Source organism: Buttiauxella sp. B2, assembly GCF_006376615.1.
Taxonomy (GTDB): domain Bacteria; phylum Pseudomonadota; class Gammaproteobacteria; order Enterobacterales; family Enterobacteriaceae; genus Buttiauxella.
In genome coordinates this window covers 1-25942 of the sequence record NZ_VEXQ01000035.1, presented here as the reverse complement: position 1 = coordinate 25942, position 25942 = coordinate 1, and the positions used below count along the sequence as shown (strand labels likewise).

Annotated in this window: 45 protein-coding genes and 1 pseudogene; 7 read left to right on the top strand and 39 right to left on the bottom strand. The window is 48.1% G+C overall.

The genetic code is table 11. The features are described 5' to 3' along the window. Nucleotides 1–257 precede the first annotated feature (257 nt). Nucleotides 258–812: a gamma carbonic anhydrase family protein gene (locus FH968_RS22055; protein ID WP_139883359.1), complete on the top strand. Its 555-nt coding sequence runs from the start codon at nucleotides 258–260 to the stop codon at nucleotides 810–812. On the opposite strand, the gene FH968_RS22050 is transcribed toward FH968_RS22055, so the two are convergent. The 6 genes from FH968_RS22050 to dprA are packed head-to-tail and all read right to left on the bottom strand — an operon-like array spanning nucleotide 788 to nucleotide 4579. After that, entirely contained in the window at nucleotides 788–1045 is a 258-nt protein-coding gene (locus tag FH968_RS22050) for a DUF1488 domain-containing protein (RefSeq protein WP_139883357.1), read from the bottom strand. The two genes, FH968_RS22055 and FH968_RS22050, sit on opposite strands and share 25 nt — an antisense overlap. Then, nucleotides 1042–1860, bottom strand: coding sequence for a shikimate dehydrogenase (aroE, locus tag FH968_RS22045; RefSeq protein ID WP_139883355.1), 819 nt, complete (start codon nucleotides 1858–1860; stop codon nucleotides 1042–1044). The genes FH968_RS22050 and aroE overlap by 4 nt, the downstream gene beginning before the upstream one ends. Before the next feature lie 3 nt (nucleotides 1861–1863). After that, the gene (tsaC, locus tag FH968_RS22040) at nucleotides 1864–2436 is read right to left on the bottom strand and encodes an L-threonylcarbamoyladenylate synthase type 1 TsaC (RefSeq protein WP_139883353.1); all 573 of its coding nucleotides are present in this window, start codon (nucleotides 2434–2436) and stop codon (nucleotides 1864–1866) included. Nucleotides 2437–2442: 6 nt separating this feature from the next. Next, nucleotides 2443–2985 carry a type I DNA topoisomerase gene (locus tag FH968_RS22035; protein WP_139883351.1) on the bottom strand — a complete coding sequence of 181 codons (543 nt, stop codon included), beginning with the start codon at nucleotides 2983–2985 and terminating at the stop codon, nucleotides 2443–2445. A gap of 24 nt (nucleotides 2986–3009) precedes the next feature. Beyond that, nucleotides 3010–3483, bottom strand: coding sequence for a DUF494 family protein Smg (gene smg / locus FH968_RS22030; RefSeq protein ID WP_034461751.1), 474 nt, complete (start codon nucleotides 3481–3483; stop codon nucleotides 3010–3012). Then, nucleotides 3455–4579, bottom strand: a complete 1125-nt coding sequence (dprA, locus tag FH968_RS22025; RefSeq protein WP_139883349.1) for a DNA-protecting protein DprA — start codon at nucleotides 4577–4579, stop codon at nucleotides 3455–3457. Before dprA ends, smg begins: the two co-directional genes overlap by 29 nt. Before the next feature lie 128 nt (nucleotides 4580–4707). On the opposite strand from dprA, the gene def reads away from it, so the two are divergent. The 5 genes from def to mscL all read left to right on the top strand — a co-directional run bounded on the left by def (nucleotide 4708) and on the right by mscL (nucleotide 9551). Further along, entirely contained in the window at nucleotides 4708–5217 is a 510-nt protein-coding gene (def, locus tag FH968_RS22020) for a peptide deformylase (protein ID WP_139883347.1), read from the top strand. A 21-nt stretch (nucleotides 5218–5238) separates the two neighbouring features. Next, nucleotides 5239–6186, top strand: coding sequence for a methionyl-tRNA formyltransferase (gene fmt, locus FH968_RS22015; RefSeq protein ID WP_139883345.1), 948 nt, complete (start codon nucleotides 5239–5241; stop codon nucleotides 6184–6186). A 75-nt stretch (nucleotides 6187–6261) separates the two neighbouring features. After that, on the top strand, nucleotides 6262–7551 hold the full coding sequence (gene rsmB / locus FH968_RS22010) for a 16S rRNA (cytosine(967)-C(5))-methyltransferase RsmB (RefSeq protein WP_139883343.1): 1290 nt from the start codon (nucleotides 6262–6264) through the stop codon (nucleotides 7549–7551). Between the two features lie 48 nt (nucleotides 7552–7599). Continuing rightward, complete coding sequence (gene trkA, locus FH968_RS22005; protein WP_034461757.1) at nucleotides 7600–8976, top strand: Trk system potassium transporter TrkA; 1377 nt, start codon at nucleotides 7600–7602, stop codon at nucleotides 8974–8976. A gap of 161 nt (nucleotides 8977–9137) precedes the next feature. Then, nucleotides 9138–9551, top strand: coding sequence for a large-conductance mechanosensitive channel protein MscL (gene mscL / locus FH968_RS22000; protein WP_139883340.1), 414 nt, complete (start codon nucleotides 9138–9140; stop codon nucleotides 9549–9551). Here the strand turns inward: mscL and FH968_RS21995 are convergent. The 30 genes from FH968_RS21995 to rpsJ all read right to left on the bottom strand — a co-directional run bounded on the left by FH968_RS21995 (nucleotide 9505) and on the right by rpsJ (nucleotide 24038). Then, entirely contained in the window at nucleotides 9505–9768 is a 264-nt protein-coding gene (locus FH968_RS21995) for an alternative ribosome-rescue factor A (RefSeq protein ID WP_139883338.1), read from the bottom strand. The two genes, mscL and FH968_RS21995, sit on opposite strands and share 47 nt — an antisense overlap. A gap of 65 nt (nucleotides 9769–9833) precedes the next feature. Beyond that, nucleotides 9834–10250 carry a Zn(2+)-responsive transcriptional regulator gene (gene zntR / locus FH968_RS21990; RefSeq protein WP_139883336.1) on the bottom strand — a complete coding sequence of 139 codons (417 nt, stop codon included), beginning with the start codon at nucleotides 10248–10250 and terminating at the stop codon, nucleotides 9834–9836. Nucleotides 10251–10385: 135 nt separating this feature from the next. Next, entirely contained in the window at nucleotides 10386–10772 is a 387-nt protein-coding gene (gene rplQ, locus FH968_RS21985) for a 50S ribosomal protein L17 (RefSeq protein ID WP_034461760.1), read from the bottom strand. A gap of 40 nt (nucleotides 10773–10812) precedes the next feature. Continuing rightward, entirely contained in the window at nucleotides 10813–11802 is a 990-nt protein-coding gene (gene rpoA, locus FH968_RS21980; RefSeq protein ID WP_139883334.1) for a DNA-directed RNA polymerase subunit alpha, read from the bottom strand. A 25-nt stretch (nucleotides 11803–11827) separates the two neighbouring features. Then, complete coding sequence (gene rpsD / locus FH968_RS21975) at nucleotides 11828–12448, bottom strand: 30S ribosomal protein S4 (RefSeq protein WP_034461762.1); 621 nt, start codon at nucleotides 12446–12448, stop codon at nucleotides 11828–11830. 33 nt (nucleotides 12449–12481) lie between these two features. Continuing rightward, nucleotides 12482–12871 (bottom strand): 30S ribosomal protein S11, encoded by a 390-nt coding sequence (gene rpsK, locus FH968_RS21970; protein WP_002438687.1) that lies wholly within the window; start codon nucleotides 12869–12871, stop codon nucleotides 12482–12484. 16 nt (nucleotides 12872–12887) lie between these two features. Continuing rightward, the gene (gene rpsM / locus FH968_RS21965) at nucleotides 12888–13244 is read right to left on the bottom strand and encodes a 30S ribosomal protein S13 (protein ID WP_034461763.1); all 357 of its coding nucleotides are present in this window, start codon (nucleotides 13242–13244) and stop codon (nucleotides 12888–12890) included. Nucleotides 13245–13390: 146 nt separating this feature from the next. Continuing rightward, complete coding sequence (rpmJ, locus tag FH968_RS21960; protein WP_000868187.1) at nucleotides 13391–13507, bottom strand: 50S ribosomal protein L36; 117 nt, start codon at nucleotides 13505–13507, stop codon at nucleotides 13391–13393. Between the two features lie 30 nt (nucleotides 13508–13537). Next, nucleotides 13538–14869 (bottom strand): preprotein translocase subunit SecY, encoded by a 1332-nt coding sequence (gene secY / locus FH968_RS21955; protein ID WP_139883332.1) that lies wholly within the window; start codon nucleotides 14867–14869, stop codon nucleotides 13538–13540. A gap of 7 nt (nucleotides 14870–14876) precedes the next feature. Then, nucleotides 14877–15311, bottom strand: a complete 435-nt coding sequence (rplO, locus tag FH968_RS21950; RefSeq protein WP_034461765.1) for a 50S ribosomal protein L15 — start codon at nucleotides 15309–15311, stop codon at nucleotides 14877–14879. Between the two features lie 3 nt (nucleotides 15312–15314). Next, nucleotides 15315–15494 carry a 50S ribosomal protein L30 gene (gene rpmD, locus FH968_RS21945; RefSeq protein WP_004846568.1) on the bottom strand — a complete coding sequence of 60 codons (180 nt, stop codon included), beginning with the start codon at nucleotides 15492–15494 and terminating at the stop codon, nucleotides 15315–15317. A 6-nt stretch (nucleotides 15495–15500) separates the two neighbouring features. Then, nucleotides 15501–16001, bottom strand: coding sequence for a 30S ribosomal protein S5 (rpsE, locus tag FH968_RS21940; RefSeq protein ID WP_034461766.1), 501 nt, complete (start codon nucleotides 15999–16001; stop codon nucleotides 15501–15503). Between the two features lie 14 nt (nucleotides 16002–16015). Beyond that, nucleotides 16016–16369 carry a 50S ribosomal protein L18 gene (gene rplR, locus FH968_RS21935; RefSeq protein ID WP_034461768.1) on the bottom strand — a complete coding sequence of 118 codons (354 nt, stop codon included), beginning with the start codon at nucleotides 16367–16369 and terminating at the stop codon, nucleotides 16016–16018. A gap of 9 nt (nucleotides 16370–16378) precedes the next feature. Continuing rightward, nucleotides 16379–16912 carry a 50S ribosomal protein L6 gene (rplF, locus tag FH968_RS21930; protein ID WP_139883330.1) on the bottom strand — a complete coding sequence of 178 codons (534 nt, stop codon included), beginning with the start codon at nucleotides 16910–16912 and terminating at the stop codon, nucleotides 16379–16381. Between the two features lie 13 nt (nucleotides 16913–16925). Further along, nucleotides 16926–17318, bottom strand: coding sequence for a 30S ribosomal protein S8 (gene rpsH / locus FH968_RS21925; protein WP_034461770.1), 393 nt, complete (start codon nucleotides 17316–17318; stop codon nucleotides 16926–16928). 30 nt (nucleotides 17319–17348) lie between these two features. Continuing rightward, complete coding sequence (gene rpsN, locus FH968_RS21920; protein WP_034499021.1) at nucleotides 17349–17654, bottom strand: 30S ribosomal protein S14; 306 nt, start codon at nucleotides 17652–17654, stop codon at nucleotides 17349–17351. Nucleotides 17655–17667: 13 nt separating this feature from the next. Then, nucleotides 17668–18207 carry a 50S ribosomal protein L5 gene (gene rplE / locus FH968_RS21915; RefSeq protein ID WP_034461772.1) on the bottom strand — a complete coding sequence of 180 codons (540 nt, stop codon included), beginning with the start codon at nucleotides 18205–18207 and terminating at the stop codon, nucleotides 17668–17670. Between the two features lie 14 nt (nucleotides 18208–18221). Then, nucleotides 18222–18536 carry a 50S ribosomal protein L24 gene (gene rplX / locus FH968_RS21910; protein WP_034461774.1) on the bottom strand — a complete coding sequence of 105 codons (315 nt, stop codon included), beginning with the start codon at nucleotides 18534–18536 and terminating at the stop codon, nucleotides 18222–18224. A gap of 10 nt (nucleotides 18537–18546) precedes the next feature. Continuing rightward, nucleotides 18547–18918 carry a 50S ribosomal protein L14 gene (gene rplN / locus FH968_RS21905; RefSeq protein WP_002438705.1) on the bottom strand — a complete coding sequence of 124 codons (372 nt, stop codon included), beginning with the start codon at nucleotides 18916–18918 and terminating at the stop codon, nucleotides 18547–18549. A gap of 166 nt (nucleotides 18919–19084) precedes the next feature. After that, a complete protein-coding gene (rpsQ, locus tag FH968_RS21900) occupies nucleotides 19085–19339 on the bottom strand; it encodes a 30S ribosomal protein S17 (protein WP_139883328.1) in 255 nt (84 codons plus the stop codon). Beyond that, nucleotides 19339–19530, bottom strand: coding sequence for a 50S ribosomal protein L29 (gene rpmC / locus FH968_RS21895; RefSeq protein ID WP_008457158.1), 192 nt, complete (start codon nucleotides 19528–19530; stop codon nucleotides 19339–19341). Before rpmC ends, rpsQ begins: the two co-directional genes overlap by 1 nt. Continuing rightward, on the bottom strand, nucleotides 19530–19940 hold the full coding sequence (gene rplP, locus FH968_RS21890; RefSeq protein ID WP_008927134.1) for a 50S ribosomal protein L16: 411 nt from the start codon (nucleotides 19938–19940) through the stop codon (nucleotides 19530–19532). The genes rpmC and rplP overlap by 1 nt, the downstream gene beginning before the upstream one ends. An 11-nt stretch (nucleotides 19941–19951) precedes the next feature. Further along, nucleotides 19952–20653, bottom strand: coding sequence for a 30S ribosomal protein S3 (rpsC, locus tag FH968_RS21885; RefSeq protein ID WP_000529945.1), 702 nt, complete (start codon nucleotides 20651–20653; stop codon nucleotides 19952–19954). 17 nt (nucleotides 20654–20670) lie between these two features. Continuing rightward, on the bottom strand, nucleotides 20671–21003 hold the full coding sequence (gene rplV / locus FH968_RS21880; RefSeq protein WP_034461779.1) for a 50S ribosomal protein L22: 333 nt from the start codon (nucleotides 21001–21003) through the stop codon (nucleotides 20671–20673). A gap of 13 nt (nucleotides 21004–21016) precedes the next feature. Then, nucleotides 21017–21295 carry a 30S ribosomal protein S19 gene (rpsS, locus tag FH968_RS21875; protein WP_001138115.1) on the bottom strand — a complete coding sequence of 93 codons (279 nt, stop codon included), beginning with the start codon at nucleotides 21293–21295 and terminating at the stop codon, nucleotides 21017–21019. A gap of 16 nt (nucleotides 21296–21311) precedes the next feature. Continuing rightward, the gene (gene rplB, locus FH968_RS21870; protein ID WP_049033778.1) at nucleotides 21312–22133 is read right to left on the bottom strand and encodes a 50S ribosomal protein L2; all 822 of its coding nucleotides are present in this window, start codon (nucleotides 22131–22133) and stop codon (nucleotides 21312–21314) included. 17 nt (nucleotides 22134–22150) lie between these two features. Next, complete coding sequence (gene rplW, locus FH968_RS21865; protein ID WP_034461781.1) at nucleotides 22151–22453, bottom strand: 50S ribosomal protein L23; 303 nt, start codon at nucleotides 22451–22453, stop codon at nucleotides 22151–22153. Further along, nucleotides 22450–23055 carry a 50S ribosomal protein L4 gene (gene rplD / locus FH968_RS21860; protein WP_034461782.1) on the bottom strand — a complete coding sequence of 202 codons (606 nt, stop codon included), beginning with the start codon at nucleotides 23053–23055 and terminating at the stop codon, nucleotides 22450–22452. Before rplD ends, rplW begins: the two co-directional genes overlap by 4 nt. A gap of 10 nt (nucleotides 23056–23065) precedes the next feature. Continuing rightward, nucleotides 23066–23695: a 50S ribosomal protein L3 gene (rplC, locus tag FH968_RS21855; RefSeq protein WP_139883326.1), complete on the bottom strand. Its 630-nt coding sequence runs from the start codon at nucleotides 23693–23695 to the stop codon at nucleotides 23066–23068. Between the two features lie 31 nt (nucleotides 23696–23726). Then, nucleotides 23727–24038 (bottom strand): 30S ribosomal protein S10, encoded by a 312-nt coding sequence (rpsJ, locus tag FH968_RS21850; protein WP_034461784.1) that lies wholly within the window; start codon nucleotides 24036–24038, stop codon nucleotides 23727–23729. 387 nt (nucleotides 24039–24425) lie between these two features. On the opposite strand from rpsJ, the gene FH968_RS21845 reads away from it, so the two are divergent. Then, complete coding sequence (locus FH968_RS21845) at nucleotides 24426–24932, top strand: A24 family peptidase (RefSeq protein WP_139883324.1); 507 nt, start codon at nucleotides 24426–24428, stop codon at nucleotides 24930–24932. Here FH968_RS21845 and bfr read toward each other — a convergent pair. The 3 genes and pseudogenes from bfr to tuf form a co-directional block, all read right to left on the bottom strand. Next, nucleotides 24916–25392, bottom strand: coding sequence for a bacterioferritin (gene bfr, locus FH968_RS21840; protein ID WP_139883321.1), 477 nt, complete (start codon nucleotides 25390–25392; stop codon nucleotides 24916–24918). The genes FH968_RS21845 and bfr overlap by 17 nt on opposite strands. A 72-nt stretch (nucleotides 25393–25464) precedes the next feature. After that, nucleotides 25465–25659 (bottom strand): bacterioferritin-associated ferredoxin, encoded by a 195-nt coding sequence (gene bfd, locus FH968_RS21835; protein WP_034461786.1) that lies wholly within the window; start codon nucleotides 25657–25659, stop codon nucleotides 25465–25467. A 150-nt stretch (nucleotides 25660–25809) separates the two neighbouring features. After that, nucleotides 25810–25942: pseudogene (tuf, locus tag FH968_RS21830) on the bottom strand (elongation factor Tu); the annotation flags it as partial.

Here is a 25942-nt window from a genome sequence, read left to right as displayed (position 1 = left end):
TTAATTTCAGGATATTTGACTCTCATCGCCGCGTTACTCTGTGAAGTTGTTCACATGTTCCGTGTCGATGGAGGCGCATTATAGGGATCTCTTTTTATTGCACAAGCCTTTTTTCGATCTTTTCCACTGACTGTTTAGTTTTCACCCTTTTCGCTGCGTTCGTGTTCTATATGCCCTGTTTTTGGTGTTTTACATCCTTGCCATCGCTTAATTAAGCAGCCACAGTCTATCTACGAAGAGAACTTTCAGAGGTGTTTATGTTCGCAGTATTACGGCCTTTCCAAAAAACTTATCCTGAAGTTGGCCAACGAGTGATGCTTGATCGTTCAAGTGTGGTGATCGGTGACGTACGTCTTGCCGATGATGTGAGCATTTGGCCGTTAGTCGCCATCCGGGGTGATGTAAACCATGTAGCTATTGGAGCACGCAGCAATATTCAGGATGGCAGCGTACTACATGTCACACATAAGTCTTCCTATAACCCAGAGGGTAATCCACTTATCGTCGGTGAAGATGTGACTGTTGGGCATAAGGCCATGCTTCACGGCTGCACTATCGGCAATCGCGTGCTTGTGGGTATGGGATCGATTTTGCTGGATGGGGTAGTAATAGAAGATGATGTAATGATCGGTGCAGGAAGTTTGGTGCCACAGAACAAGCGTCTTGAAAGCGGCTACCTTTATCTGGGCAGCCCAGTGAAGAAGATCCGCCCTCTTACGGCTACGGAACTTGAAGGCTTAAAATACTCTGCCAATAACTACGTCCGCTGGAAAGATGAGTATCTCACTCAGGAAAGCCAAAACCAGCCTTGATCGTCATCTTCACCAACAGCAATCAGCACCTCAGCCTCTTCTTCAAGATCCCAGCGATTCAGACGAAAGTGCTCGAGCCATGATTCTTTATTATCGCCACCAAAACGGCTGGCGATAATTTCCCCGGAAATACCACACATAACCTGAAAACCATTTACTAATGCTGGAAAGCAAATGGCCTGACACTGATCGTCCCATTGTTCACGATCGGGAAATTGGATCGCCTGATTCACTGCAACATTTCCTGCTTTAGCTTCTCTATCACTGGCGTGATTTCGGGTAACACTCCGTGCCACAAGAAAAATGCATGTGCTGCCTGACCCACCAGCATTCCTAAACCATCGGCATAATGTTGAACGCCCTGCTGTTTGCACCAGTTCAAGAAAGGTGTTGCGCCCTTTTGATAGAACATGTCGTAGCAATAGACATTGTGCGAGAGCAACGATGCAGGAATCACAGGAATATCGCCGGCAATCCCGCTAGAAGTCGCATTAATAATGAGATCAAACTCGTGACCATCAAGTTCAGACTGTTCTAATGACTGAACGCTCCCCGTATGACGAAATAGCTGCGCGAGTTCTTGTGCCCGTGAGAAAGTTCGGTTTGTAATCGTCACTGCGCAATCAAGTGAAAGCAGTGGAAGTAAAACGCCCCTCGCAGCGCCACCAGCACCCAGCAATAAAATGCGTCGACCCGGTTTGATCAACGATAAACGTTCCAGATCAGTTAACAGACCAATCCCATCGGTGTTATCCCCCAACAGGCGGCCATCTTCCAGACGCATTAAGGTGTTCACCGCACCGGCTAATGCGGCGCGTTCAGTCAATTCATCTGTACGAGAAAATGCCAGCTCTTTAAAGGGGACTGTAATATTGGCCCCCTTACCACCGGCCTGGAAAAACTGTTCAAGTGTTTCAATAAAAGCATCAACAGGTGCTAGAACACGACCATATGGATGTTCTATTTTTAATTGCTCAGCAAACATCTTATGAATCTGTGGTGATTTGCTGTGTTGAATTGGGTTACCAAAAACGGCAAAAGTTTCCATTATTTACCCCAGGCGGAAAAGCTCGCCGGTCAAAGCATCACGAATTTCGGAAGGATTCTGCCTGCCGCCGGTATCACCACGCAACACTGGGAAGTCATCACCAAATTGCTGCAAAACTTCATCGGCAGTACGGCAAGGCGGTAAACCCGATAAATTGGCACTCGTGGAAACCAAAGGTTTGCCATATGCCTGGCACAATTTGCTCACCAACGGATGGTCGGTGACTCTTACCGCTAAGGAATCGAATCGGCCAGTAAGCCAACGCGGTGTTGTTTGTAGAGCAGGGAAGACAAAAGTCACGGGGCCTGGCCAGCAAGAAAATACGGCATCTCGCTGTATTTCAGTTAGGGTAGAGCTATCTATATAAGGAAGAAGTTGATCGAAATTCGCAGCGATCAAAATCAGACCTTTGTCGACGGGGCGATGTTTTAGCTCAAGCAAACGCGTAACGGCCAGTTCACTGTCAGGATCACAACCGACACCAAATACAGCTTCGGTTGGATAAGCGATGACTTGTTGTTGTTTAAGGGCGGCAACGATCTCTACGAGTTGCTCTTGTTGCAGGTTTGTCTTCACAAGCTTTTATTCCGCCGTTATAGGCTTTCCACATTGTTTGCTGGCACAGAATTGTTTTAAACCCTGCGCAGTTTTCTTTTCGATGAGTAAAGGATAGTGGCAAGCAGGACATTCGCCTGCCACCGGTTTGCTATTAATAACAAATTGGCATGCCGGATAGCTATCGCATGACCAAAAGTTTTTACCAAATCGCGAACGCCGCTGGACTAATTGCCCTTTCTGGCATTGCGGACAACTGATTGCGGTTTCGTCGGGTTTGTCGATAACTTCAGTGTGATCACAAACTGGATAGTTACTGCAAGCGATGAACATCCCAAAACGCCCTTGCCGTAACACGAGGTTTGCCTGGCATGTCGGACAGAACTGGCCTTCAAGCACTTTGACAACATGACCATCAGTCTGGCTTTTTAGTGGACGCACATAATCACATTCCGGGTAATGGGAGCAGCCAAGAAAAGGGCCGTGTTTACCAGAACGAATGACTAACCCTGCCCCACATTTTGGGCAGGGTTCATTTTTAGGCACAGTGAACAGTGCTGATTTGGTCATAACATCTCATGCCGCGGCTTTAATTTAGTGCAGCATACCTTCATTTACTTCGAAGAGTAATTCTTCCATTTGTTGATACGCGTTTTCGCAACCCGGAATATTGAATAGCACCATCAGCACCACCCACTTTAAGTCTTCCAGTTCGAACTCAGCGGTGTCTAACGCTAATACTCGTTCAATGACCATTTCACGGGTTTCGAGGTTCAGCACCTGAATCTGTTCCAGGAACAGTAAAAAACCCCGACAAGTTGCATCAAGCCGCTGGCATTCTTCTGCCGTGTACATACGCATAGAAAGTGGATCAGCAGCCAGTTGCATGGGTTCAGTCAGACCATCCTGGTAGTCCGCTAGTTTTTCAAGCCATACAAGCGCGTTATAAATGTCTTCGTGATCAAAACCAGCATCGGCGAGATCACGTGTCAATTTATCTTGATCAACTCGCATTTCCACTTCGTTGTGGATGTAGGTTTCAAATAAGTACATTAGTACGTCGAACATGGCATGCCCTCCTTAATCGGACATAGCCGCCGGGTACAGCTGCGATCCATCCTGCTAACTCCAGTTCGAGTAGCTGGGCTACCGTAACTGGCACAGGTTGGCCGGCACGTTCAGCGACGACGTCAACAGGTGTAACCTCATCTCCTACGTTAGCCAACAGCTCAGGAAATGGCAATGTACGATCCCCTTCATTGTGTGAATATATTAAGGCTTTGTGAGATGACGGAAGCCATTGCAGCTCGTTTTCCAGATACTCGAGGATGTCTGAAGGATGGCTGACAAGGTTAGCACCTTGCTTAATTAACCAGTGTGGCCCTTCACTTCCCGGGCTTCCCAATGCACCCGGTAAGGCAAATAACTCTCGGCCTTGCTCAAGTGCATAACGCGCAGTGACCAGTGATCCGCTTCGCTCGCTAGCCTCGACTACAAACACGCCCCGGCTCAACCCGCTGATAATGCGATTCCTGCGAGGGAAATTGCCAGGCCACGGCGTGGTCGTAAGTGGAAATTCAGAGATAACAGCGCCACCTTCCGCAATAATCTGCTCGGCCAGTTGTTTATGGCGTTTAGGGTAAATGCCAGCCAACCCATTACCCAATACCGCGACTGTCTTCCCATGCACGTTTAGCGCAGCGCGATGTGCCACCGCATCAATACCCAAAGCCAAACCGCTGGTTATTGTCAATCCAGCCGTAGCTAGCGGTTCGCAAAACATCCGACACCAACGTTCACCATAAAGAGAAAGATTACGGTTACCCACCACAGCTAGCTGGTTACTGGAAAGAAGCTCTATATCTCCCGCGACAAATAACACCGCAGGATAGCAATCTATTGCCCGCAGTTGATCTGGATAGCCAGCACTGTCTGCGGTGAGAAGATGGTGATGTGGCTGCTCAAGCCAACACAGTGATGCTTCCAGTTCTTTCTCACTAAACTCCAGAAAGTGAGATATCTGGTGGATAGATAAACCAGCTTTAGTAAGAGAGGCTGTCGCACGTTCAGGCTCATCTAATAAGATATGGGCAATTTTTAATAGCTTATCGCCACTCAGGGTTTGAACCGCCATCAGGCGTAACCAGATCTCCTTTGGTGACATATCTCCCTCCTGCCATAAGCTATAAAAGCAATCCTTGCGATTGGTCACTGATGCTGTCAATCAGGCCGGGAAATGTCTAGAATAGAGATAATAATCTTTCTATCAATTGAACACAGCTCTGGATATTTATGTCAGTTTTGCAGGTATTACATTTTCCGGACGAGCGCCTTCGCACTGTAGCGACGCCGGTCAAAGAGGTGAATGCGGAGATTCAGCGGATTGTCGATGACATGTTCGAGACAATGTACGCAGAGGAAGGTATTGGCCTTGCAGCAACACAGGTGGATATCCATCAACGTATTATTGTGATTGATGTTTCTGAAAACCGCGATGAGCGCCTGGTTTTAATCAACCCCGAGCTGCTAGAAAAAAGCGGAGAAACGGGTATCGAAGAAGGTTGCCTTTCTATTCCAGAACAACGTGCTCTGGTGCCCCGTGCAGAAAGAGTCAAAATCCGCGCGCTGGATCGTGAAGGCCAACCGTATGAACTAGAAGCCGACGGTCTGCTTGCCATCTGCATTCAGCACGAGATGGATCACCTTGTTGGCAAACTGTTCGTCGATTACCTTTCGCCGTTGAAACGCCAGCGTATTCGTCAGAAATTGGAAAAAATGGCTCGTCTGAATAAGAGCGCCTAATCCATCACAAAAGGGAATAATGTGTCTGATTCATTGCGTATTATTTTCGCCGGCACTCCTGACTTTGCAGCGCGTCATCTTGACGCGCTGTTGTCTTCTCAGCACCAGGTTGTTGGCGTATTTACACAACCTGATCGCCCCGCTGGGCGTGGTAAGAAACTGATGCCAAGTCCAGTCAAAGTGCTGGCGGCTGAAAAGAATATCCCTGTATTTCAACCTGCCTCTTTGCGTCCTGCGGAAAACCAGGAATTGGTTTCCAGCCTGAATGCAGACGTTATGGTGGTGGTTGCTTATGGCTTAATTCTTCCCAAAGCAGTAATTGATATGCCCCGTATGGGCTGCATTAACGTTCATGGTTCGCTGCTGCCACGTTGGCGTGGCGCGGCACCTATCCAACGCTCATTATGGGCAGGTGACGCCGAAACAGGCATAACCATTATGCAAATGGATGTAGGCCTTGATACTGGTGATATGCTGCTTAAACTCGCATGCCCAATTGAAGCTACAGATACCAGCGCAACGTTGTATGACAAGCTGGCAAATCTTGGGCCACAGGGATTACTGGAAACGTTAGATCAACTCGCGGCAGGCAGTGCAAAACCTGAAGTTCAGAACGAAGAGTTAGTGACGTACGCCGAAAAGCTTAGCAAGGAAGAAGCACGCATTGACTGGTCACTTTCTGCGACACAGCTCGAGCGCTGCATACGTGCATTTAACCCTTGGCCAATGAGCTGGTTGGAAATCGATGGGCAACCTCTTAAAGTCTGGCAGGCCTCGGTCATTAATCAGCCAGCTAAAGCGGCACCCGGCACCATTATCGAAACCAACAAACAAGGTATACAGGTGGCGACTGGCGAAGGGATTTTAAATCTGGAATCACTTCAACCAGCAGGAAAGAAAGCGATGACAGCTCAAGATCTCCTGAACTCTCGTAGCGAATGGTTTAAGCCAGGTGCACTCCTCGCCTGATAAAAGAAATTCTTTGCGCCCAGGCATAACACCTGGGCATTTTTGTTTTTAAGCGCCGGAAACCAGAGCGTGGTTATGAAAAAAACACTAAATCTTCGCAGTATGGCCGCTCAAACGATTGAACAAGTTGTAGAACAGGGTCAATCACTCAGTAATGTACTGCCAGCAATGCAACAAAAAGTCTCTGATAAAGACAGGGCATTACTTCAGGAGCTTTGCTTTGGCGTGTTACGCACGTTACCACAACTCGAATGGTTGATTGGCAAGTTGATGTCGCGCCCAATGACTGGCAAGCAACGTACCATCCACTATTTGATAATGGTGGGGTTTTATCAGCTACTTTATACCCGTATTCCAGCTCATGCAGCTCTGGCTGAAACGGTTGAAGGTGCTGTTGCTATTAAGCGCCAGTCACTGAAAGGTTTAATAAACGGCGTACTGCGCCAGTTCCAGCGCCAACAAGAAGAATTAATGGCAGAAGCTGCCAAACATGAAAGCCGTTTCTTACATCCGGCCTGGCTACTCCAACGTTTGAAAAAAGCCTACCCAAATCAATGGCAATCCATTGTTGATGCCAATAATCAGCGCCCACCAATGTGGCTACGCGTCAATCGCCAGCACCATACTCGCGAAGAGTGGCTGGCATTACTGGCTGAAAGTGGGTTGGAAGGTAATATTCACCCACAATATCGTGATGCAGTGCGTCTGGAAACACCAGCACCTGTGCACGCATTGCCAGGATTTGAACAAGGATGGGTTACTGTTCAGGACGCTTCTGCACAAGGTTGTGTGGATCTGCTTGATCCACAAGATGGCGAAACGATCCTCGATTTGTGTGCTGCACCAGGCGGTAAAACAACTCATATCCTTGAAGCCGCACCCAAAGCCCGCGTTATGGCTGTAGATATTGACGAACAACGCCTGAAACGTGTGCATGAAAACTTGCAACGCTTGGGTATGATGGCAGAAGTCAAATCAGGTGATGGGCGCTTCCCGGAACAATGGTGTGGCAATCAACAATTTGATCGTATCCTTCTTGATGCCCCATGTTCGGCCACTGGTGTAATCCGTCGCCATCCAGATATCAAATGGCTACGCCGTGACAGAGACATTGCTGAATTAGCCTCGCTGCAAAAAGAAATTCTGGAAGCTATTTGGCCGAGACTGAAATCAGGTGGCACATTGGTTTATGCCACTTGCTCCATCCTCCCGGAAGAAAACAACCAACAAATCGCTGTATTCCTGGCGCAGCATCCAGAGGCAAAGTTGGTTGAAACTGGCTCGGCGGAAAAACCAGGGATCCAGAATCTTCCTTCTCAAGAAGATGGTGACGGCTTCTTTTACGCTAAGCTAATTAAAAGCTGATTCAGATTTGCTGAGTCTTAGGTTTCATCACCAATGAAGCTATAAACAATGAAAATAATAATTCTGGGTGCGGGCCAAGTTGGCGGCACTCTGGCAGAAAACCTGGTGGGCGAGAACAACGATATTACGGTTGTTGATACTAACCAGGATCGCCTACGCAGTTTGCAAGATAAGTTCGATTTACGTGTCGTGCAGGGCCATGGCTCGCATCCTCGTGTGCTGCGTGAAGCGGGCGCAGATGATGCGGATATGCTGGTCGCTGTAACCAGTTCGGATGAAACGAATATGATTGCCTGCCAGGTGGCGTATTCGCTTTTTAATACACCAAATCGAATTGCGCGTATTCGTGCGCCAGACTACGTACGCGATGCCGAGCGTTTATTTAATGCTGAAGCTGTACCAATCGATCACCTTATTGCGCCAGAACAGTTAGTTATCGACAATATTTATCGTCTGATTGAGTATCCAGGTGCACTTCAGGTTGTGAACTTTGCCGAAGGTAAAGTCAGTCTTGCCGTTGTGAAAGCCTATTATGGTGGCCCGCTCGTCGGAAATGCACTTTCGACTATGCGTGAACATATGCCGCATATCGAAACTCGCGTCGCAGCTATTTTCCGCCACGATCGTCCTATTCGCCCGCAGGGTTCAACCATTGTCGAAGCTGGGGACGAAGTCTTCTTCATTGCCGCCTCTCAACATATTCGTGCAGTTATGAGCGAGCTTCAACGTCTTGAAAAACCTTATAAACGCATCATGCTCGTGGGTGGTGGCAATATTGGGGCGGGTCTGGCACAGCGTCTTGAAAAAGATTACAGCGTCAAACTCATCGAACGTGACCCACAACGCGCAGCTGAGCTTGCTGAAATGCTGCAAAACACCATAGTCTTCTATGGGGACGCCTCTGATCAGGAGCTTTTGGCAGAAGAGCATATTGAGCAGGTAGACTTGTTTATTGCCGTCACCAACGACGACGAAGCAAATATTATGTCCGCCATGCTGGCTAAACGCATGGGAGCCAAAAAAGTCATGGTTCTTATCCAGCGCAAAGCCTACGTTGATCTGGTACAAGGCAGCGTGATTGATATTGCCATTTCACCGCAGCAAGCCACTATTTCTGCATTACTTGGCCACGTGCGTAAAGCCGATATTGTTGGAGTTTCATCTTTACGTCGGGGTGTGGCCGAAGCCATTGAAGCAGTTGCTCACGGTGATGAAAGTACTTCACGTGTTGTCGGTCGTTCGATTGATGAGATAAAACTTCCACCAGGAACAATTATCGGTGCCGTGGTTCGAGGTAACGATGTCATGATTGCCAATGACAATTTACGTATAGAACAAGGTGACCACGTAATTATGTTTCTGACAGATAAGAAATTTGTTAGTGATGTAGAACGCCTATTCCAGCCAAGTCCATTCTTCCTGTAATTTCCTCTGGGCGGAAAATTCGTGCCGCCTGATTATTTTTCTCACCAGATAAACCACCTTAAAATTAAGGAATTAGCGATAAATTCTTATTTCCTCATGTAATGGCAATCGAGTCATCATTTGTTAGACTTATTAACGTCGGCCGATACAAGGAGAGAAAAATGAGCATGTTAAAAGAATTCCGCGAATTTGCTATGCGCGGAAACGTTGTAGATTTAGCAGTGGGTGTAATTATTGGTGCAGCATTCGGGAAAATTGTTTCTTCTCTGGTTGCGGATATTATTATGCCGCCTCTTGGGCTGCTGATTGGAGGGGTGGATTTCAAGCAGTTCGCTTTAATCTTGAGGCCTGCAGCAGGCGATATTCCAGCAGTAGTTATGCATTACGGTGTATTTATTCAGAATATCTTTGATTTCGTGATTGTTGCCTTCGCAATCTTCATGGCAATAAAAGTTGTTAATAAACTGAACCGTAAGAAAATAGAAGAACCTGCAGCACCAGCGGCTCCAACTAAAGAAGAAATATTACTTAGCGAAATCCGTGACTTACTGAAACAGCAGAACGAGCGAATTTAATTGCGCTAGTTAAAAGCGGAAGGTCAGTGGTAAAAAAGCGATTTGCTTGTTTGCCACTGGCCTCCCAGTTACTTCCTTTACCATGTTTTGCACTGCGTTGATAACTACCTTTCCCTTTCTTATTTTGCTCAACCCTTTGACGAAACAGTGGGTCATGCAGCAAAGCCTCAATCGCGTTATCTTTAATGACCCCTTTCTTATGCTGATATTTGCTCATACTCTCTCCTAATCGATTAAATTAACGACGCAATTCTATGCCTGTATCCGCCTGGCAGCAATTTATTATTTCCGCAGACTAGCGCCCTGCTCGAGCGCTTCAAGGATTGAACAGTACGCACTACTGTGGGCACTTCCACAACATGCATCATTTAGTCTCTGTAATGATCGTCGCATATGCTGTAATTCTTTAATTTTGGACTCTACTTCTGCAAGTCTCGACTGCACGATGCCCTTTGATTCCTGACAGGTATGTTGTTCCGGATCGATTCGAATCGATAGAAGCTCACGGATAGTTTCCAGGGTGAAGCCTAACTGTTTTGCATAGCGTATAAATTTCAGACGTTGTAAATCACTTTCGCTATACAGTCTAAAACCACCTTCTGTTCTGATTTCATGATCCATCATTTGCTGCTTTTCATAATAACGAATGGTATCAGGGGTTACATCTGCCAGTTTGGCTAACTCTCCAATACGAAGCATGATAATTCCTCATCAAGTTTGTGAAGCAACGTTGTGCTAGCTGGGATAAAACAAAGATACGATGAATTTATGCAGGAAGGGAAATTACAGATATAAAAAAACCGGGCAAGCCCGGTTTTTCCATGTTACTACAGATTACTCTGCAGCAGCTTCTGTTTGAGACTCGGCGCGATCAACCAGCTCGATGTAAGCCATCGGAGCATTGTCACCAGCACGGAAGCCACACTTAAGAATACGAGTGTAACCACCAGTACGGGCTGCAAAACGCGGACCCAGTTCATTAAACAGTTTTGCCACGATCTCGTTATCACGAGTGCGGGCGAATGCCAGACGACGATTAGCAACGCTATCAGTCTTGGCAAGAGTAATCAGCGGCTCAACTACGCGACGCAGCTCTTTCGCTTTAGGCAGAGTCGTCTTGATGATCTCATGACGAACCAGTGAACCTGCCATATTGCGGAACATAGCCTGGCGATGGCTGCTGTTGCGGTTCAGTTGACGACCACTCTTACGATGGCGCATGACCTTATCCTTCTCAGTAAAACCTTAACCTGTGATCCGGTTACTCGTCAGCGATGCTTGCCGGTGGCCAGTTTTCCAGGCGCATGCCCAGAGACAAACCACGGGAAGCCAGCACGTCTTTAATCTCAGTAAGAGATTTTTTACCCAAGTTAGGCGTTTTGAGCAGCTCAACTTCGGTACGCTGTACCAGATCACCGATATAGTGGATAGCTTCTGCCTTAAGGCAGTTAGCAGAGCGGACAGTCAATTCCAGATCGTCAACAGGGCGCAGCAGGATCGGATCGAACTCTGGTTTCTCTTCTTTAACTTCTGGTTGACGTACATCACGTAAATCAACGAAAGCTTCAAGTTGTTCAGCCAGAATGGTTGCCGCACGACGAATCGCCTCTTCAGGATCGATTGTACCGTTGGTTTCCATTTCGATGACCAGCTTATCCAGGTCGGTACGCTGTTCTACACGCGCAGCTTCAACATTGTAGGCAATTCGCTCTACAGGGCTGTAGCAGGCGTCGACCAGCAAACGACCGATTGGGCGCTCATCTTCTTCCGAATGAATTCGGGCAGAGGCCGGCACATAACCGCGACCGCGCTGAACTTTGATACGCATACTAATAGATGCATTCTCATCGGTCAGGTGGCAGATCACATGCTGCGGCTTGACGATTTCGACATCACCATCATGGGTGATGTCGGCTGCAGTCACAGGGCCAATGCCAGACTTATTCAGAGTAAGAATAACATCATCTTTACCTTGAACTCTTACCGCCAGCCCTTTCAGGTTGAGCAGGATTTCCAGGATATCTTCCTGAATGCCTTCTTTGGTGCTGTACTCATGTAGTACACCATCAATCTCAACCTCTGTCACCGCGCAACCCGGCATCGATGAGAGCAGAATACGGCGCAGTGCATTACCAAGAGTATGGCCAAAGCCACGCTCTAAAGGCTCAAGGGTCACCTTGGCGTGCGTCGAACTCACTTGCTCGATATCTACCAGGCGCGGTTTTAGAAACTCTGTCACAGAACCCTGCATTGTGTCCTCTCTTTGGTACTAAGCTTTACTTGGAGTAAAGCTCGACGATCAGGTGTTCGTTAATGTCCGCAGACAGATCAGTACGCTCAGGCTTACGCTTGAACACACCTTCCATCTTAGCAGCATCAACTTCCAGCCAGGTTGGCTTTTCACGCTGTTCAGCCAGCTCCAGAGCGGCCTTCACGCGAGATTGCTTTTTGGCTTTCTCACGGATGCTGACTACGTCATTCGGAGTTACCTGATAAGAAGCGATGTTAACAACGCGACCATTTACCATAACTGCTTTATGGCTAACGAGCTGACGTGATTCTGCACGTGTAGCGCCGAAGCCCATACGGTAAACAACGTTGTCAAGACGACCTTCCAGCAGAGCCAACAGGTTTTCACCGGTGTTGCCTTTCAGACGAGCTGCTTCTTTATAGTAGTTACGGAACTGACGCTCCAGAACACCGAACATACGGCGAACTTTTTGCTTTTCACGCAACTGCACACCATAGTCAGACAGACGCGGTTTACGCGCACCGTGCTGGCCAGGAGCTTGTTCAATTTTACACTTGGTATCGATCGCGCGAACACCAGACTTAAGGAACAGGTCTGTGCCCTCACGACGGCTCAGCTTGAGCTTAGGACCCAAATATCTTGCCATTTTCTTTCTCCAACATTCCTAAAAAAACGAGCGTTATACGCGACGTTTTTTCGGCGGACGACAACCGTTGTGAGGGATCGGAGTCACATCAGTAATATTAGTGATGCGGAAACCAGCGGCGTTCAGAGCACGAATGGTAGATTCGCGACCTGGACCCGGTCCCTTAACCATAACTTCCAGGTTCTTGATACCGTATTCTTTCACGGCTTCTGCGCAACGCTCTGCTGCAACCTGAGCTGCGAACGGAGTAGATTTGCGAGAACCACGGAAACCGGAACCACCGGCAGTTGCCCAACCCAACGCGTTACCCTGACGATCAGTAATAGTAACGATTGTGTTGTTGAAAGAAGCATGGACATGAGCCACGCCGTCAGAGACTTGTTTTCTGACACGTTTACGTGCACGAATTGGTGCCTTTGCCATTATTCAATCACCCCGATTATTTCTTGATCGGTTTGCGCGGACCCTTACGGGTACGTGCGTTGGTCTTCGTACGCTGACCGCGCACTGGCAGACCACGACGATGACGCAAACCGCGATAGCAACCAAGGTCCATCAGACGCTTGATGCTCATACTCACTTCACGGCGCAGATCACCTTCAACGACAAATTTGGCAACTTCGTCACGCAGCGTGTCGATTTGTTCTTCAGACAGCTCTCTGATCTTAACATCTTCAGCGATACCCGCCGCGGCACAAATAGCCTTTGAGCGAGTCTTGCCAACACCGTAGATCGAAGTTAAAGCGATCACGGTATGTTTTTGATCAGGAATGTTAATGCCTGCTATACGGGCCACTATGCACTCCTACTATTTAGATTATGCGTCCCATACCGAAAAGCCCGTTTTCAGGATACTCAAATGGAAACGCATAGACATACAAAAGATTGGCTGGCTAATCTAGCCAGCTCAACCCAACTTTGCAAGAAAAATATTCGAGATAATCAGCCTTGACGCTGTTTATGCTTCGGTTCGGCACTGCAAATCACGCGAATAACACCGTCACGCTTAACAATTTTGCAGTTACGACATAATTTCTTGACGGAAGCACGAACTTTCATTTTTACTCTCCGTAACTTCTCAAGCGACTATTAACGGCCGTAGCCTTTCAGATTCGCTTTCTTCAATGCAGACTCGTACTGACTTGACATCATCAGAGTTTGCACTTGAGCCATAAAGTCCATGATAACCACGACAACGATGAGTAGTGAGGTTCCACCGAAGTAGAAAGGCACTTTCATTGCATCACGCATGAACTCCGGGATTAGGCAGATAAAGGTAATGTACAACGCACCAACCAAGGTCAGGCGGGTCATCACTTTATCAATATACTTCGCCGTTTGTTCTCCCGGACGAATTCCTGGTACAAATGCACCGGACTTCTTCAGGTTATCTGCTGTTTCGCGTGGGTTGAAAACCAACGCCGTGTAGAAGAAACAGAAGAAGATGATTGCAGACGCATAGAGTAACACATAAAGCGGTTGCCCAGGCTGCAAATACAGCGAAATTGTAGTCAGCCAGTTCCAACCGGTTCCACCCCCAAACCACGATGCAATCGTTGCTGGGAACAGAATAATACTGGAAGCAAAAATTGCTGGAATAACACCAGCCATATTCACTTTCAGCGGTAAATGCGTGCTCTGCGCAGCATAGACACGACGACCTTGTTGACGTTTCGCGTAGTTTACCACAATGCGGCGTTGGCCACGCTCAACAAAAACAACGAAGAAGGTCACTGCGAATACTAGTACTGCAACCAACAGCAACAGGAGGAAGTGCAGGTCGCCTTGCCTTGCTTGTTCGATAGTATGGCCAACGGCCGGCGGCAAACCCGCAACAATACCAGCGAAGATTATGATTGAGATACCGTTACCGATACCGCGTTCAGTAATCTGTTCGCCCAGCCACATTAGGAACATTGTCCCGGTGACAAGACTCACAACAGCGGTGAAATAGAATGCAAAGCCTGGATTTAGTACCAGACCTTGCATACCAGGCATATTCGGCAAACCGGTAGCAATACCGATTGACTGGAATATTGCCAGCACCAGAGTACCGTAGCGGGTGTACTGGCTGATCTTACGACGGCCAGACTCCCCTTCTTTCTTCAACTCTGCTAACGCTGGATGAACCACCGTTAGCAGCTGAATAATAATCGATGCCGAAATATACGGCATGATACCCAGAGCAAAGATAGAAGCACGGCTAAGAGCACCACCAGAGAACATGTTAAACATTTCAATGATAGTGCCTCGCTGTTGCTCAAGCAGTTTGGCAAGTACAGCGGCATCAATACCAGGGATCGGAATAAAAGAACCAATACGGAACACAATCAGCGCACCGATAACAAACAATAGTCTGCGTTTCAGCTCGCCAAACCCGCCTTTAGCACTTTGAAAATCTAATCCCGGTTGCTTTGCCATCTGCTACTTATTCCTCGATTTTACCGCCAGCAGCTTCGATAGCAGCACGAGCGCCTTTAGTTACACGCAAGCCGCGAACAGTTACCGGACGAGAAACCTCGCCAGACAGGATCACTTTCGCGAACTCAATCTGGATACCGATAATGTTTGCTGCTTTCAACGTGTTCAGGTCAACTACGTCGCCTTCAACTTTCGCCAGATCAGAGAGACGAATCTCCCCAGTGATCATTGCTTTGCGAGAGGTGAAACCGAATTTCGGCAGACGACGGTACAACGGCATCTGACCACCTTCAAAACCGCGACGTACGCCACCGCCAGAACGAGAGTTCTGACCTTTGTGACCACGACCACCGGTTTTACCGAGGCCAGAACCGATACCACGACCCAGACGCTTGGAAGCGTGCTTAGACCCTTCGGCTGGAGACAGAGTATTTAAACGCATCTCTTACTCCTCAACTTTAACCATGTAGGAAACCGCGTTGACCATACCACGTACAGCAGGAGTATCCTCGCGCTCTACGGTGTGGCCAATACGACGCAGACCCAGGCCAAGCAGCGTTGCCTTATGTTTCGGCAGACGACCGATTGCACTGCGGGTTTGTGTAATTTTAATAGTCTTTGCCATGGTCAATTACCCCAGAATTTCTTCAACGGATTTACCACGCTTGGCAGCGACCATTTCCGGAGACTTCATATTTGCCAGGCCATCAATAGTTGCACGAACCACGTTAATCGGGTTTGTAGAACCATATGCTTTAGCCAAAACGTTATGAACTCCAGCGACTTCCAGAACGGCGCGCATTGCACCACCGGCAATAATACCGGTACCCTGAGAAGCCGGCTGCATGAACACACGAGATCCTGTGTGCACACCTTTAACAGGGTGCTGCAGGGTGCCGTGGTTCAGCGCGACGTTAATCATGTTGCGACGGGCTTTTTCCATCGCTTTCTGGATAGCTGCTGGAACTTCACGCGCTTTTCCGTAACCAAAACCAATGCGACCGTTACCATCGCCAACCACTGTCAGAGCTGTGAAGGAGAAAATACGACCACCTTTAACGGTTTTAGATACGCGATTTACCGCGATCAGCTTTTCCTGCAGTTCGCCAGCTTGTTTTTCGATGTGAGCCATCTTACACCTCTACCTTAGAACTGAAGGCCAGCATCACGGGCAGCATCTGCCAGTGCCTGGACACGACCATGATATTGGAAACCAGCACGGTCAAAGGATACTTTCGTAATACCTTTTTCCAGTGCGCGCTCTGCAACAGCTTTACCCACAGCTGTAGCGGCGTCTTTGTTTCCAGTGTACTTCAGTTGCTCAGCGATAGCTTTCTCTACAGTAGATGCAGCTACCAGGACTTCTGAACCGTTCGGTGCGATAACCTGTGCATAAATATGACGAGGCGTGCGGTGAATCACCAGACGAGTCGCACCCAGTTCTTTGAGCTTGTGACGTGCGCGGGTCGCACGACGGATACGAGCAGATTTCTTATCCATAGTGTTACCTTACTTCTTCTTAGCCTCTTTGGTACGCACGACTTCGTCGGCGTAACGAACACCCTTGCCTTTATAAGGCTCAGGACGACGGTAGGCGCGCAGATCAGCAGCCACTTGTCCAATCATCTGCTTATCGGCGCCTTTCAGCACGATTTCAGTTTGAGTTGGACATTCAGCAGTGATTCCCGCTGGCAGAGCATGTTCAACAGGATGAGAGAAGCCCAGGGCCAAACTCACCGCATTGCCTTTAACTGCTGCACGATAACCTACACCAACCAGCTGCAGCTTCTTAGTGAAGCCTTCGGTAACACCGATAACCATTCCATTTAACAGCGCACGAGTGGTACCCGCTTGGGCCCACGCGTTAGCAAAACCTTCGCGTGGAGCGAAAGTCAGTGCATTATCAGCGTGTTTAACTTCAACAGCATCGTTGATTGTACGAGTCAGCTCGCCGTTCTTACCTTTGATCGAAATAACCTGACCGTTGAGTTTTACCTCTACGCCAGCAGGAATAACGACCGGTGCTTTAGCAACACGAGACATTTTATTCCTCCAATTAGGCTACGTAGCAGATAATTTCGCCACCAAGACCAGCTTGGCGCGCTGCACGATCAGTCATAACACCTTTAGAGGTAGAAACGACAGCAATACCCATACCGGCCATAACTTTAGGCAGCTCATCTTTTTTCTTATAGATGCGCAGACCTGGGCGGCTGACTCGCTGAATGCTCTCTACCACAGCCTTGCCCTGGAAATACTTAAGAGTCAGTTCCAGTTCAGGCTTGATGTCGCCTTCGATTTTAAAATCTTCAATATAGCCTTCTTCTTTCAGCACGTTGGCAATTGCCAATTTCAGCTTGGAGGAAGGCATGGTGACCGCAACTTTATTCGCGGCTTGACCGTTACGGATACGGGTCAGCATATCCGCGATCGGATCTTGCATGCTCATCTGTCTTTACTCCCGTGATTCAATTGGATATTACCAGCTAGCCTTCTTCAAGCCAGGTACTTCACCGCGCATAGCGGCTTCACGAAGCTTAATACGGCTCAACCCGAATTTGCCCACATAACCATGCGGACGACCAGTTTGGCGGCAGCGGTTACGCTGACGGGACGGGCTGGAATCACGCGGCAGAGACTGCAGCTTAAGAACAGCATCCCAACGATCTTCGTCGGATGAGTTCACACCAGAGATGATAGCTTTCAATTCCTCGCGTTTAGCGCGGTATTTGTCGGCCAGTTTCACGCGAACGACTTCGCGTGCTTTCATCGATTGCTTAGCCATTAGTAACCCTACCTTACTTACGGAATGGGAAGTTAAAGGCTGCCAGCAGAGCACGGCCTTCATCATCAGATTTCGCAGTAGTGGTAATGGTAATATCCAAACCACGAACGCGATCGACTTTGTCATAGTCGATTTCTGGGAAGATGATCTGCTCACGGACACCCATGCTGTAGTTACCACGGCCATCAAATGACTTAGCGGACAAGCCACGGAAGTCACGGATACGTGGTACAGCAATGGTGATCAGGCGCTCAAGAAACTCCCACATGCGTTCGCCACGCAGAGTTACTTTACAGCCGATCGGATAGCCCTGACGGATTTTGAAGCCTGCAACTGATTTGCGTGCTTTGGTGATCAACGGCTTTTGACCGGAGATTGCTGTCAAGTCAGCTGCTGCATTATCCAGCAGTTTCTTGTCAGCGATCGCTTCACCCACACCCATGTTCAGGGTGATCTTCTCGACCCGAGGGACTTGCATGACAGAATTGTAGTTAAACTCAGTCATGAGTTTTGTAACTACTTCGTCTTTGTAGTAATCATGCAGTTTCGCCATCGTACTACTCCAAATTACTTGATAGTTTCGCTGTTAGACTTGAAGAAACGGACTTTTTTGCCCTCTTCAAATCTAAAGCCTACACGGTCAGCCTTGCCGGTTGCCGCATTGAAGAGTGCAACGTTAGAAACTTGAATAGCAGCTTCTTTTTCAACGATGCCACCTGGTTGATTCAGGGCCGGAACCGGCTTCTGATGTTTCTTAACCAGGTTGATACCTTCAACAATGAGCTTGCCGGAAGACAAGACATTCTTAACTTTACCGCGCTTACCTTTATCTTTACCGGTTAACACGATAACTTCGTCATCACGACGGATTTTAGCTGCCATGATTCGCTCCTTAGAGTACTTCTGGTGCCAGAGAGATAATTTTCATGAACTTCTCATTACGCAGTTCACGAGTTACCGGCCCAAAAATACGCGTGCCGATTGGTTGCTCGCTGTTATTATTTAAAATAACGCATGCATTACCATCGAAGCGAATGACAGAACCGTCCGGGCGACGAACACCCTTCCTGGTGCGCACCACTACCGCTTTCAGGACATCGCCTTTCTTCACCTTACCACGAGGAATTGCTTCCTTGATGGTAATTTTGATGATGTCGCCGACGCCTGCGTAGCGACGGTGCGAGCCACCCAGAACCTTGATACACATTACGCGACGCGCGCCGGAGTTGTCGGCTACGGTCAGCATAGTCTGTTCTTGGATCATTTCAGTGCTCCGCTAATGTCAACTACTACTTCGGGACCCATAATTAGGTCGTTAAAAAGCCCCATAAACGAGGGCGCGGCATTATAACACCGGTTCCTGAATATGGGTAGAAAAAATAAACGGCTCATTTACTGAGCCGTTTATTCGTTAGACAAAGCTCACTGTATTACAGAACAGCTTTGTCTACAACGCGAACAAGTGTCCAGGACTTAGTCTTGGACAGTGGACGGCATTCGTGGATTTCAACCACGTCACCGATACCACATTCATTGTTCTCGTCATGTACGTGCAGTTTGGTCGTACGCTTGATGAATTTACCGTAAATCGGGTGTTTCACCACACGTTCAATAGCAACAACGATGGATTTCTCCATTTTGTTACTAATTACGCGACCTTGCAGAGTACGGATTTTATCGGTCATTACGCACCCGCCTTCTGAGTCAATAAAGTCTTAACACGAGCAACATCACGACGCACTTGCTTCAGCAGGTGAGTCTGTTGCAGCTGGCCACTTGCTGCTTGCATGCGCAGGTTGAACTGCTCACGCAGCAGATTCAGCAGCTCGGTGTTCAGCTCTTCAACACTCTTTTCACGCAGCTCTTTTGCTTTCATTACATCACCGTCTTAGTTACAAAGGTGGTTTTAATCGGCAGTTTCGCTGCTGCCAGCTTGAATGCTTCACGGGCCAGCTCTTCTGGTACGCCGTCCATTTCATACAGGACTTTGCCAGGCTGAATCAGGGCAACCCAATACTCTACGTTGCCTTTACCTTTACCCATACGCACTTCAAGCGGCTTTTCGGTGATCGGTTTGTCCGGGAATACACGGATCCAGATCTTACCCTGACGCTTAACTGCACGGGTCATTGCACGACGTGCTGCTTCGATCTGACGTGCAGTCAGACGACCACGGCCAACAGCTTTCAGACCGAAAGTGCCGAAGCTAACATCCGTACCGGCAGCCAGACCACGGTTGCGGCCTTTGTGCACTTTACGGAATTTTGTACGCTTTGGTTGTAACACAGCGACTCTCCTTACTTACGGCCTTTACGCTGCTGCTTTTTAGGTTGAGCAGCCGGTTTTTCCGGTTGTTCAACAGCAGCCATCCCACCCAGGATCTCACCTTTAAAGATCCACACTTTAACGCCGATTACACCATAAGTGGTGTGCGCTTCAGAGGTGTTGTAGTCAATGTCAGCACGCAGGGTGTGCAACGGCACGCGACCTTCACGATACCATTCGGTACGTGCGATCTCGGCGCCGCCCAGACGGCCGCTAACTTCAACTTTGATACCTTTAGCGCCCAGACGCATGGCATTCTGTACAGCACGCTTCATAGCACGACGGAACATAACGCGACGTTCCAGCTGAGAAGTGATGCTGTCAGCAACCAATTTTGCGTCCAGTTCAGGCTTACGAACTTCGGCGATATTGATCTGTGCAGGAACGCCAGCGATATCCGCTACGACCTTGCGCAGTTTTTCTACGTCTTCGCCTTTCTTACCGATAACGATGCCAGGACGAGCAGTGTGAATAGTCACACGGATGCTCTTAGCTGGACGCTCGATAACGATACGAGATACAGACGCCTTCGCCAGTTCCTTAGTCAGGTACTGACGAACTTTAAAATCGCTGTCCAGGTTGTCAGCGAATTCTTTGGTGTTCGCAAACCAAGTAGAGTTCCAAGGTTTTACAATACCCAGGCGAATACCATTAGGATGTACTTTCTGACCCATTGCTAGTCTCCAGAGTCTCAGCGATCGGACACAACCACAGTAATGTGGCTGGTGCGCTTCAGGATGCGATCTGCACGACCTTTTGCACGTGGCATAATGCGCTTCATGCTTGGGCCTGCGTCTACGAAGATTTTCGCGACTTTCAGATCGTCAATGTCAGCGCCATCGTTGTGTTCAGCGTTAGCAATGGCAGATTCCAGAACTTTCTTGACCAATACAGCCGCTTTCTTGTTGGTGAAGGTCAAAATTTCCAGTGCCTGCGACACTTTCTTACCGCGAATAAGGTCAGCAACAAGGCGAACCTTTTGAGCAGAAGAACGAGCGTGGCGATGTTGAGCTAAAGTTTCCATCTCTTCCTCCTACTTATTTCTTCTTGGCTTTTTTATCAGCAGCGTGGCCGCGATAAGTACGTGTCGGTGCAAATTCACCCAGTTTGTGACCGACCATTTCGTCGGAAACAAAGACCGGAACATGCTGACGACCATTATGGACAGCGATGGTCAAACCGATCATATTAGGAAAGATCGTTGAACGACGGGACCAAGTGCGCAGGGGCTTCTTGTCACCGCTTTCCACCGCTTTCTCTACCTTCTTCAGCAAGTGCAGGTCAATAAAAGGACCTTTCTTGAGAGAACGTGGCATGGCTTATCCTCTAAAATTATTTGCTACGGCGACGTACGATGAATTTATCAGTACGCTTGTTGCTGCGGGTCTTCTTACCTTTGGTCTGTACGCCCCACGGAGATACCGGGTGCTTACCAAAGTTACGACCTTCACCACCACCGTGTGGGTGGTCGACTGGGTTCATCGCAGTACCGCGAACGGTAGGACGAACACCACGCCAGCGAGCAGCACCCGCTTTACCCAGAACGCGCAGCATATGCTCAGCATTGCCAACTTCGCCCAGTGTCGCGCGGCAGTCAGCTTCAACTTTACGCATTTCACCAGAACGCAGACGCAGGGTAACGTAGGCACCATCACGTGCAACGATCTGCACATAGGTACCAGCGGAACGTGCCAACTGACCGCCTTTACCTGGTTTCATTTCTACGTTATGAACAGTAGAACCAACCGGGATGTTGCGCATCGGAAGGGTGTTACCAGCTTTGATTGCAGCATCAACGCCAGATTGAATCTGGTCGCCAGCTTTCAGGCCTTTAGGGGCCAGGATGTAACGGCGTTCGCCATCTTTGTACAGAACCAGTGCGATATTCGCAGAACGGTTCGGATCGTACTCAAGACGTTCAACAACTGCCGGGATACCATCTTTGTTGCGTTTAAAGTCAACAATACGATAAGCCTGCTTGTGACCACCACCGATGTGACGAGTAGTGATACGACCATTGTTGTTACGGCCACCGGATTTGCTGTTTTTTTCAACCAGCGGAGCAAATGGTTTGCCCTTATGCAGCTCAGGGTTGACCACTTTAACAACGTGGCGACGACCCGGAGATGTCGGTTTACATTTAACAACTGCCATTGTTTTTCTCCTCCGACTTACTCAGCGCCGCCGACGAAGTCCAGATTCTGGCCTTCCTTCAGGGTGACGTAAGCTTTTTTCCAGTCGCTACGACGACCGATACGCTGTCCATGACGCTTAGTTTTACCTTTAACAAGCAAGGTATTAACGCCTTTAACTTCAACTTCGAACAGTTTCTCAACAGCAGCAACAATCTCTGCTTTGGTCGCGTCTTTTGCAACTTTGAGAACGATGGTATTTGTTTTTTCCATCGCCATAGATGCTTTTTCAGATACGTGCGGCGCGCGCAGTACTTTTAGCAGACGTTCTTCACGGATCATGCCAGCATCTCCTCAACTTGCTTAACTGCATCAGCAGTCATAACGACTTTGTCGAAGGCGATCAGGCTAACTGGATCGATTGTTGCAGCATCGCGAACGTCAACCTTATGCAGGTTACGCGCAGCCAGGAACAGATTCTCATCCAGTTCGCCAGTTACGATCAGCACATCTTCCAGGGCCATGTCTTTCAGTTTCTGAGCAAGCAGCTTAGTTTTAGGCGCTTCAACAGAGAACTGTTCGACAACGATCAGACGATCCTGACGTACCAGTTCAGACAGAATGCTTTTCAGCGCTCCGCGGTACATCTTTTTGTTAACTTTTTGACTGTGGTCCTGCGGGCGAGCAGCGAAGGTTACGCCACCGGAACGCCAGATCGGGCTCTTGATAGAACCTGAACGCGCACGGCCGGTACCTTTCTGGCGCCACGGCTTTTTACCGGAACCAGTTACTTCGGCACGAGTCTTCTGAGCACGAGTACCTTGACGAGCACCAGCTGCATAAGCAACTACAACTTGGTGTACCAGCGCTTCGTTAAAATCACGACCGAAGGTAGTTTCGGAAACAGTCAGCGCGCTTTGCGCGTCTTTCAATACTAATTCCATTGCTATCTCCTCACGCCTTCACAGCTGGTTTAACAATAAGGTCGCTACCGGTTGCACCCGGAACTGCACCCTTAACCAGCAGCAGGTTGCGCTCAGCGTCAACGCGTACTACATCCAGGCTCTGAACAGTTACACGTTCGTTACCCAGTTGGCCTGCCATTTTCTTGCCTTTGAACACTTTGCCCGGAGTCTGGTTCTGACCGATAGAACCCGGAACACGGTGAGACAAGGAGTTACCGTGGGTAGCATCCTGAGTACGGAAGTTCCAGCGCTTAACAGTGCCAGCAAAACCTTTACCCTTGGAAGTACCGGTAACGTCTACTTTTTTAACTTCAGCAAACAGCTCAACGCTAATGTCTTGACCTACAGTGAAATCTTCGCCTTCTGCAAGACGGAATTCCCAAAGGCCACGGCCAGCTTCTACGCCAGCTTTAGCGAAGTGACCAGCTTCCGGCTTAGTTACACGGCTAGCTTTTTTAGCGCCAGTGGTAACTTGAACAGCACGGTAGCCATCGTTAGCCAGGTCTTTAACCTGAGTAACACGGTTTGCTTCTACTTCGATCACGGTTACTGGGATAGAAACGCCGTCTTCTGTGAAGATACGGGTCATACCCACTTTTTTACCGACTAAACCAATCATTGTTTCAACCTCTCAATCGTCAATGACCTGATTAACCCAGGCTGATCTGCACGTCAACACCAGCAGCCAGATCCAGACGCATCAGAGCATCAACGGTTTTCTCAGTTGGCTCAACGATGTCAACCAGACGCTTATGAGTGCGAATTTCGTACTGATCACGCGCGTCTTTGTTGACGTGCGGAGAGATCAGAACGGTAAAGCGCTCTTTGCGGGTCGGCAGCGGGATCGGACCACGTACTTGCGCACCAGTGCGCTTAGCAGTCTCGACGATTTCCGCAGTTGATTGATCGATCAGACGATGATCAAACGCTTTAAGGCGGATACGGATTCTTTGGCTCTGCATGAGACCATAGCTCCAATTATTTTATAGACGAAAAAAATCACTACTCGCACCCATTACGATTGATGGGGGAGTGTAATCGTTCATACATAGTTCCCCAATTGGGAACATTGTCGACAGTAACTTCACTGTCAGGCTCATATCGAGCCAGCCATCGATTAAGACAGGCCCGCGCATTATACGTAAATCTGCCCCTTAAGCAAGTCATGGATACGAATTAAACAATTTTTTGAGTAAGGATGCGACTCGTTATCCAATCGTGCGGCAAAATGCCCTGCTTGTGAGATTTGCTGCGGAACAGTACTCGCAACTTGGCAATCTCCATTTTGCTTTCAATAAGTCATTCACTTAGCGTTTAAACAACATCTAATTTGGGAGTTGCCTACCGCTATGTCTACATTCCTATTCGCTTTATTCTTTATCGGTTTATACATTGTGATTTTGTTGCGGCTAGCCTGGATAGATTGCCGACATATGCAGCTTCCGGACAATCTGACCTATCCACTAATTTGGTCCGGGCTGTTGTATCAAATCTGCCTTGAACCTGAACATTTAAAAGAGTCAGTACTCGGGGCTGTGGCTGGGTATTTGAGTTTATGGGCGCTTTATTGGATTTACTATTTTTGGCGTAAACGCGAAGGCATCGGGCATGGCGACATGAAGCTTTTAGCAGCATTAGGTGCGTGGCATGGCTGGCAGAGTTTAGGATGGATTACATTAGCAGCCGCATCAAGTGGCCTGATATCAGTACTGATAGCAAATTCATTATTTAATAAACGTTTTTCATTGGCAACCACCCCGCTACCTTTTGGGCCAAACCTTGCAATAGCGGGTGGTTCTGTAGGTTGGATATATTCTTCCTTCCCACAGTTTAAGGATCTTAGTTCCCTTCTTTGATTTGAGACTGAAGATAATTCTGCAAACCAATTTTAGAGATGAGATCCAACTCAGTTTCCAACCAGTCTATATGGTGCTCTTCTTCCGTAAGGATTTGGATCATCATATCGCGGCTAACATAATCATGGATGGTATCCGCGTAAGCAATGGCATCACGTAAATCTTTGGCACCATCCATCTCTAGTTTGAGGTCGGACTGAAGCATTTCTTCGACATCCTCCCCAATATGGAGTTTACCCAAGTCTTGCAGGTTAGGAATTCCTTCGAGGAACAAAATACGCTCGATGTACTTATCGGCATGTTTCATTTCATCAATGGATTCGTGGTATTCAACTTCGTTAAGGCGCATTAAGCCCCAGTTTTTGAACATTCTCGCATGGAGAAAATACTGATTGATCGCGACAAGCTCGTTTCCCAATAATTTATTGAGATAATTTATTATCTTAGTATCACCTTTCATTTTTTACTCCCTCCGCTTCCACTACATGAAGCGTAGATGTAGCACGGAGTAAGTCAAAAAAAAGTGACTGTCTTAGGCAATCTCTTTAAATTCTGGGATCTGCAATAACTCTTCTTGCATGATCTCTCGTGCTGCGCGTATGCACTTGCCACATTGGTTGCCCACTGGCACAAACTTGCGAAGTTGCTGGAAAGATTGCGGATGAAACTGGCGCACTGCCTGTCGAATTTTTTTATCACTTACACCATTGCAAAGACAAACGTACATAAGCACTCCCGTTCAAATTACGCACAAAGTGTAAATGAGAATAGTTATGATTACAATAGCACACGCATGTCTGGTTTATGTACTAAGCGATAAAAATTGTAAAAAAAAAGAGCGCCAAGGCGCTCTTTTTTCATACAAAGGTATCGGCTATTAAGCGATAACTTTAGCAACAACACCCGCGCCTACAGTACGGCCGCCTTCACGGATTGCGAAACGCAGACCGTCGTCCATTGCGATTGGGTGGATCAGGGTAACAACCATTTTGATGTTGTCGCCCGGCATT